Consider the following 6,209-nt stretch of genomic DNA (forward strand, 5'->3'; position numbering starts at 1 on the left):
GGTCAGGGGGTGGCGGGGCGGTCGGGCCGGAAGCGGGCGCATTCGCGCAGGGCGGCGGCGCCCGCGGCGATCGCGGTGTCGACGAGTTTGCTGCCGAGTTCCGGCGTCGCCCCGGTGGGATCGCCGATGAGGCCGTTACCCGTGGCGAAGTCGTCGCTGGTCCAGCCGAAGGACACCGGCTTGCCGAAGCCGATGTGCTCATACGAGGTGAGGTGTTCGGGGACGCTGCGGCGCGCCTGGGTCATGTCCACCAGGTCCGGGCGGAGGTGCAGCATGGCGGAGGTCTCCTTGAGCCCTCCGTGCACGCCCATGCCGTACTCCGTGGCAGGGGACACGCCGCCCTGGTCGGCGGGGAGGGAGGCGTGCAGCAGGAAGGTACGCAGACCGTGGCGGGTGCGCAGTTCGCGCAGGGCGACACCGAGCAGGGCGCTGTTGCCGCCGTGCGCGTTGAGGAAGGCGAGCCGGCGTATGGGACCGGCGGCCAGCGAGCGGCCGAGGTCGTCCAGGACGGACAGCAGCGTGCGGGCGCTGAGCCACAACGTGCCCGCGGACCAGGCGTGTTCGTCGGACTTGGTGTAGGCGAGCCCCGGCAGCAGCGTGATGTCGCAGGTCTCCCCCGCGAGCCGGGCGGCGCCCTCGGCGACCGCCTCGGCCATGTAGTAGTCGGTGGCGACGGGCAGATGGGGCCCGTGCTGCTCGATCGCGCCGACGGGCAGCACGGCGACGGTGTCCTCGCCGAGCCGCTCGATGTGCGGGCCGCTGAGGTCGATGAACCGGCTGAAGGTCATGGTGACTCCTCGGAAGTGGCGGGAATCTTGCCGGGGTTGAGTAGGCCGAGCGGGTCGGCGGTGCGGGCCGCTTCGCGTACCAGGTCCAGGCGGCGGTCGACGTACCAGTTGTGCGGGCTGTGCACTCGGACGCCCAGGGCCTCCAGGACGGCGGTGCCGTCGTGCACGGTCTGCTCGTCCTGGTAGCGGGCCATGAGCATGCCGACCGTGCCCGAGCGCATGCCTTCTAGGTGGAGCAGGGTGTCCGGGAATACCTTCCTGATCTCGGTGGTGTCGCCGAGCAGGAGGTCGCCGCCGATCTCCAGGTGGAACCAGCCGTCCTCGGCCTTCATCAGGTGGTAGGTGGGGTGGTTGAAGGACATCGAGCTGATCAGGGCGGGGCCGTCCGGTGCGGGCCGGATGTCGAGGATGCTGCCGCCGTGTGCCTGGACGATCGCCCGTGCCTGGTCGACGGCCTCCTCCTCGATGATCGCGCGCAGGCTCAGGGCCGTGGGGTCAAGGGCGGGGTCCGACGGGTAGACCTCGACGAGGCCGGGCTCGTCCAGCGAGGCCAGGCGCGGTGCGGGTTCCAGCCGTACGAGCGCGGACAGCGTGGCGGTGGCGGACGCCCAGTCGGTGAAGGCCGCGAACAGCCCCGTCCAGGTGCGGGCCCGTTGGAGGCGTACGGTCGCGGTGGCGATGACGCCGGTGGTGCCGTAGGCGTGGATGTACGGCAGCGTGTCCGACTCGCGGACGGTGAAGGGCTCGGCGTCCGCCGTGCAGGGCACGACCGTCAGCTCCTGGACGAAACCGTCGCTGTTGGTCTTGTGTACGAGGGACCCGGTGCCGCCGTTGCCGCCGCACAGGAAGCCGCCGAGGGTGGTGCCGAAGGTGGACGGGAACATCCACAACTCCTGGCCGAGGGTGCGGGCGTGAGCCTCCAGGTCGGCCATCCGTGCCCCGGCCTCGGCGCGGATCCAGCCGTCGCCGGCGTCGAGGACGCGCCCGCAGCCGTTGAGATCGAGGACGGCGCCGTCGTGCAGCGGGATCGCCTGGCCGTAGTTGCCGGTGCCCTTGCCGCGCGGGGTGACGGGGATGCGGTGCCGGTGGGCCAGGGCGAGGACGCCCGGGACCTGCTCGTGCGAGGTGGGGCGCAGGACGGCTTCGGCGTGGCCGGCGGGGAGTTTCGCGGACAGGATGGGCGACATGTGCGCCCAGTCGCAGGAGGCCTTCTCCCGTACGGCCGGGTCGCGGATCACCCCGTCGGCGCCGAGGAGTTCGGTGACCTCGGCGCAGAACTCCTCGATCCCGGGCGTGGGCCGGCGTTCCGCCGTGCCCGGAGCCCGTCCCTCGTCGACGAGTTCGCTGAGTGCGGTCAGGTTTCCGGTCGTCATCACTTCATTCCGATCGAGGGGTCGATGAACTCGTCGGTCGCCAGGTCCTGGGCAGTCAGCCCTGGCCTTGGCTTGGCGCCGCTCTGCTGGACGAGCGGGGTGAAGGTCTTCAGGACGGAGGCGACACGCTTCTCGTCGAAGCCGCCGATGCTGCCGTCGGCCTCGTTGCCGAGGATGCCGAGCTTGACCAGCTGCTTCGCGGCGAAGGTGCCGGTGCCCTCGGTGTAGACCCAGCCGGTGTTGTACTGCTGCACCAGGTCGCTGATGAGCTTGACCGTCGCCGACGGCTGTGCCGCGAAGTCGACGGCCGACTGCTGCAGGACGGGGACGAGCTTCTTCAGGCAGGGGCTGAGCGACTTCAGCTCGCCGCTGCGCACGGAGAGGGCCTCCGGGTAGACGTTGTAGCCGACGTCCGCGAGCAGCTGGTACTTGATCGGCTTCTTCCAGGCCGACACCTCGTGCTGGTAGACGTACGGCTCGGCGGTGGCGAAGCCCTGTTGGGCGATGCCCGGGTTGGACACGAAGCGGGCGGGTGCGCCGTCGTAACTCCCGTCCAGTTGGCTCTTCTTGATGAGGCCCTTGTCGACCAGCAGCGCGGCGTAGGTGCTGCCGTTCACGTAGACGACCTTCGCGTTCGACCTGCCGATGTCCGCGATCGTCTTCCAGTCGGGGTGGGTGGCGGGGTCCCACATCAGGACCTGCGGGCTCTTCTTCATCAGCGCCGTGACAGCTGTGACCGGCTGTTTGGCGGACGCCGTGATCGCCACGTCGGTGGTGACCGTGCCGAGGGTGATGCTCTTGTCGACGTACATCTGCGAGGGGACGGTCTGATAGCCGATGGCGGAGCCGCCGGCCCGGATCTGGATGTCGACGCCGGTGTCCTTGCCGTCGACGACAAGCGGTCCGGTGACGCGCTTCTTGTCGGAGTCGACGGTGTATCCGGGTCCGACCAGGTGGTAGAGGGGGCCGTGTTCGGCCTCGGGCTCCCAGTCTGCCTGGACGACGACCGTCTTGGGACAGACGCCGGCCAGTCGCTGGGCGGCGGGGGCCGCCGGGAGCTTGTCGGCGGAACCGGCCGAGGCGGTGGAGCCACCGCCGCAGGCGGTGACCGATATCAGCATGACTGCGGAGGAAACGCCCGCGATGGCGGCGCTTCTGGAGGAAGAGGGCATGGCTGAACTCCCTGAGGGGCGGGGGGAGATGAGGGAAAGGCGGGAGTGGGTTACGGCCGGTCGGCCGAGGCGTGCCAGGAGCCGACGGCGAGCCTGGCGACGAGGGTGAAGACGGCGAAGACCGCGACGCCGAAGAGCGAGGCGAGGATGATCGCGGCGAACAGGTCCTCGGACTGGAGCCGGGAGCGGTAGACGTCGAGCAGGGTGCCGATGCCGGGCTCGCCCTGCTTGAAGAACATGTCGCCGACGATCGCGCCGATCACGGAGAGGCCCGAGGAGGTGCGCAGGCCGGTGAAGACGGAGGGGAGGGCGGCGGGGAGTTCGAGCTTGCGCAGCCGGGCCCAGCGGCTCGCCCGCTGGAGGGTGAACAGGTCGTGGTGAGTGCGGTCCACCGACTGGATGCCGAACAGCGTGTTGGCGATCATCGGGAAGAGGGCGATCAGTACGCAGACGACCACCCGGCTGGTGAAGCCGAATCCGAACCAGAGCCCGATCAGCGGCACGATCGCGAGGATGGGCACGGTCTGGAGGATGACCGCGTACGGGTACAGGGAGCGTTCCAGCCAGCGGGCCCTGCTCATCAGCACTGCCGCCGTCACGCCCAGCGCGGAGGCGATGAGCAAGCCGACGAGCGCGACCTGGGCGGTGAGCCGCAGCGCCTGGAGCATCGGCTGCAGATGGGTCCAGTCGAGGAACGACACGGTGAGGACCTGCTGCGGGGGCGGGACGAGGAAGCGCCGGTCGGGGCTGAGCAGCAGATAGCTGACGGCATACCAGGCGCCGATGGCCGCGCCGAGCGAGCCGAGCGGCGCCAGCAGCGCGGCGGTCCGGACCCTGCGTCGGCGTGCGCGGGCCGGGGGCGTGGCCTGCGCGGAATCCGTGGCCGGTGCGACGTCTTCGGTCTGCGCGGCAACCGTGACGGTGGCGTGGGAACTCACTGGGAACCTCCTCGCAGCGCCGCCGAGACTTCGCCGGCGATGCGGCCGAACTCGGGGTCGTAGCGCAGCTCGGCCGGACGGGGATGGGGGAAGGGCACCTCGAAGGAGGCGGTGATCCGGCCGGGGCGCGCCGACATCACGACGACCCGGCCGGCCAGGAAGACGGCCTCGGTCACGGAGTGGGTGATGAACACGGCGGCGAAGCCGGTCTCCGCGTAGATGCGCTGGAGTTCCTCCTGCATGCGCAGACGGGTCATCTCGTCGAGGGCTCCGAACGGTTCGTCGAGCAGGAACAGCGACGGGCGGGTCATGAGAGCGCGGGCCAGAGACACCCGCATCCGCATGCCGCCGGACAACTGCCCCGGCAACTGCTTCTCGAAGCCCTGCAGACCAACCAGCCGCAGGGCGTCCAGCGCCCGTTCCCGCCGTTCGGTCTTCGGGGTCCCGGCGAGTTCGGCGGGGAGTTCCGCGTTGGCGAGGACGGTGCGCCACGGCAGCAGGGTCGGGTCCTGGAAGACGTAGCCGACCGAGTCGGAAGGGGCGTGGACCGTGCCGCCGGTGGCGGCGTCCAGGCCGGAGGCGAGGCGGAGCAGGGTGGACTTGCCGCAGCCCGAGGGGCCGACGACGGCGACGAACTCGCCTGGTGCGACGGAGAGTTCGAGTCCGGTCAGGGCGGTGGTCCCGTTGGCGAAGTGCTTGTCGACGTTCTCGAATCGCAGCGTCGCTTCGAGCTTCGCGTCGAGCGTGGGTTCGGCGATGGTCGGCATTTCCGCTCCCTTCATGCCACAGTCAGGAATGTTGATAGCATGAACATTGATTGTTTCCGGCCAATGTCGTGGCCGTATCTGTTCGCCGAGGCCTGCCGGTGACCGACTTCAGAGATCCTCAGAAGACTTCGCGGACCACCGACGTACGGCTGACCAGCCGCCCGCCGGCGAAGACGAGCCGCTCGGGACAGGACGCGCCGAGAGCCTCCGACACGGTCTGCGCGCGCACCGCCAGGAGATCGGCGACAGCACCCTCGTACGGTCCCGCCCGGGGCAGCCCGAGGACCGCCCGCGCTCCCCCGGTGACCGCGTGCAGCGCCTCGTCCGGCGCGAGATGACCGGCCGTGACCAGCAGGGACGCAGTCTCCAGCGGATCCGCCCGGCCCACGGGGTTGAAGGGGTCCCGGACGTTGTCACCCCCGGCCGCGACCGGCACGCCCGCGTCCAGCAGCGAGCGCAGGGCGGTGAGGCCGCGCGGGGTGGACGAAGGACGGCCGCGGCCCTGTAGGTAGAGGTTCGTCAGCGGGAGAGTGACCACTCCGATCCCGGCGGCCGCGACCTCCTTGGCCGTGCGGGCCGCCTCGTCCGGCTCCACCGCGCCCAGGCTGACGCAGTGGCTCGCGGTGACGCCGGAGACGAAGCCGCGTTCCCGCACGGCACGGACGAGCAGACGCAGATCCCCCGCGCCCGGGTCGAGGCTCTCATCCGCGTGCAGGTCCACACCGACGTGGTGCTCGGCGGCGATGCGTAGGGTGCGCTCCACGGATGCGGCAGGGTCGGCGGACAGATGAGGGCAGTCGCCCAGCAGATCCGCGCCGAGGTCGAGCGCCTCGTGCAGCAGCTCGTCCGGGGCATCCACGTGCAGGACGGCGATCTGGAGCCGTACCCGCCCGCGGAGCTGTCCACGCAGCCGGAGCAGGGCGCGCAGTCCGCGCAGCGGATCACCGCCGCCGTAGCCGCCGTCGTCGTCCCGCAGAAGATCCACGTGGGTCCTGACCGCCGTCACGCCGTTCGCGCACAACTCGTCGACCGTCCGACTGGCGCGCTGGAACACGTCCTCCTCGGTGACCCGCGCGGCGTACGCGTGCCAGGCGGTGATGGCGGAAGCCAGATCTCCCGGCAGTGTGCCCGCCAGGTCCCAGGTCAAGGCCTTGTCCAGGTGGGCGTGGGG

Annotated in this window: 6 protein-coding genes; all 6 read right to left on the reverse strand. The window is 70.6% G+C overall.

Translation table 11 applies throughout. The annotated features are described in order from the left end of the window. Positions 1-2: 2 nt before the first annotated feature. Positions 3-788, reverse strand: coding sequence for a creatininase family protein (locus AC31A1_RS44565; protein WP_489658785.1), 786 nt, complete (start codon positions 786-788; stop codon positions 3-5). Then, complete coding sequence (locus tag AC31A1_RS44570; protein ID WP_489658786.1) at positions 785-2,161, reverse strand: FAD-binding oxidoreductase; 1,377 nt, start codon at positions 2,159-2,161, stop codon at positions 785-787. The genes AC31A1_RS44565 and AC31A1_RS44570 overlap by 4 nt, the downstream gene beginning before the upstream one ends. After that, a complete protein-coding gene (locus AC31A1_RS44575; protein ID WP_489658787.1) occupies positions 2,161-3,333 on the reverse strand; it encodes a hypothetical protein in 1,173 nt (390 codons plus the stop codon). Before AC31A1_RS44575 ends, AC31A1_RS44570 begins: the two co-directional genes overlap by 1 nt. 50 nt (positions 3,334-3,383) lie before the next feature. After that, a complete protein-coding gene (locus AC31A1_RS44580; RefSeq protein ID WP_489658788.1) occupies positions 3,384-4,271 on the reverse strand; it encodes an ABC transporter permease in 888 nt (295 codons plus the stop codon). Next, the gene (locus tag AC31A1_RS44585; protein ID WP_489658789.1) at positions 4,268-5,038 is read right to left on the reverse strand and encodes an ABC transporter ATP-binding protein; all 771 of its coding nucleotides are present in this window, start codon (positions 5,036-5,038) and stop codon (positions 4,268-4,270) included. Before AC31A1_RS44585 ends, AC31A1_RS44580 begins: the two co-directional genes overlap by 4 nt. A gap of 118 nt (positions 5,039-5,156) precedes the next feature. Next, a partial coding sequence (locus AC31A1_RS44590; protein ID WP_489658790.1) for an amidohydrolase family protein occupies positions 5,157-6,209 on the reverse strand: 1,053 nt, incomplete at its 5' end.

It is taken from the genome of Streptomyces sp. P5F9 (assembly GCF_057961495.1).

What these genes read in the sequence shown, in the direction of transcription:
- AC31A1_RS44565 (WP_489658785.1), bottom strand. Translation starts at nt 788, where the DNA reads ATGACCTTCAGCCGGTTCATCGACCTCAGCGGCCCGCACATCGAGCGG.
- AC31A1_RS44570 (WP_489658786.1), bottom strand. Translation starts at nt 2,161, where the DNA reads ATGACGACCGGAAACCTGACCGCACTCAGCGAACTCGTCGACGAGGGA.
- AC31A1_RS44575 (WP_489658787.1), bottom strand. Translation starts at nt 3,333, where the DNA reads ATGCCCTCTTCCTCCAGAAGCGCCGCCATCGCGGGCGTTTCCTCCGCA.
- AC31A1_RS44585 (WP_489658789.1), bottom strand. Translation starts at nt 5,038, where the DNA reads ATGCCGACCATCGCCGAACCCACGCTCGACGCGAAGCTCGAAGCGACG.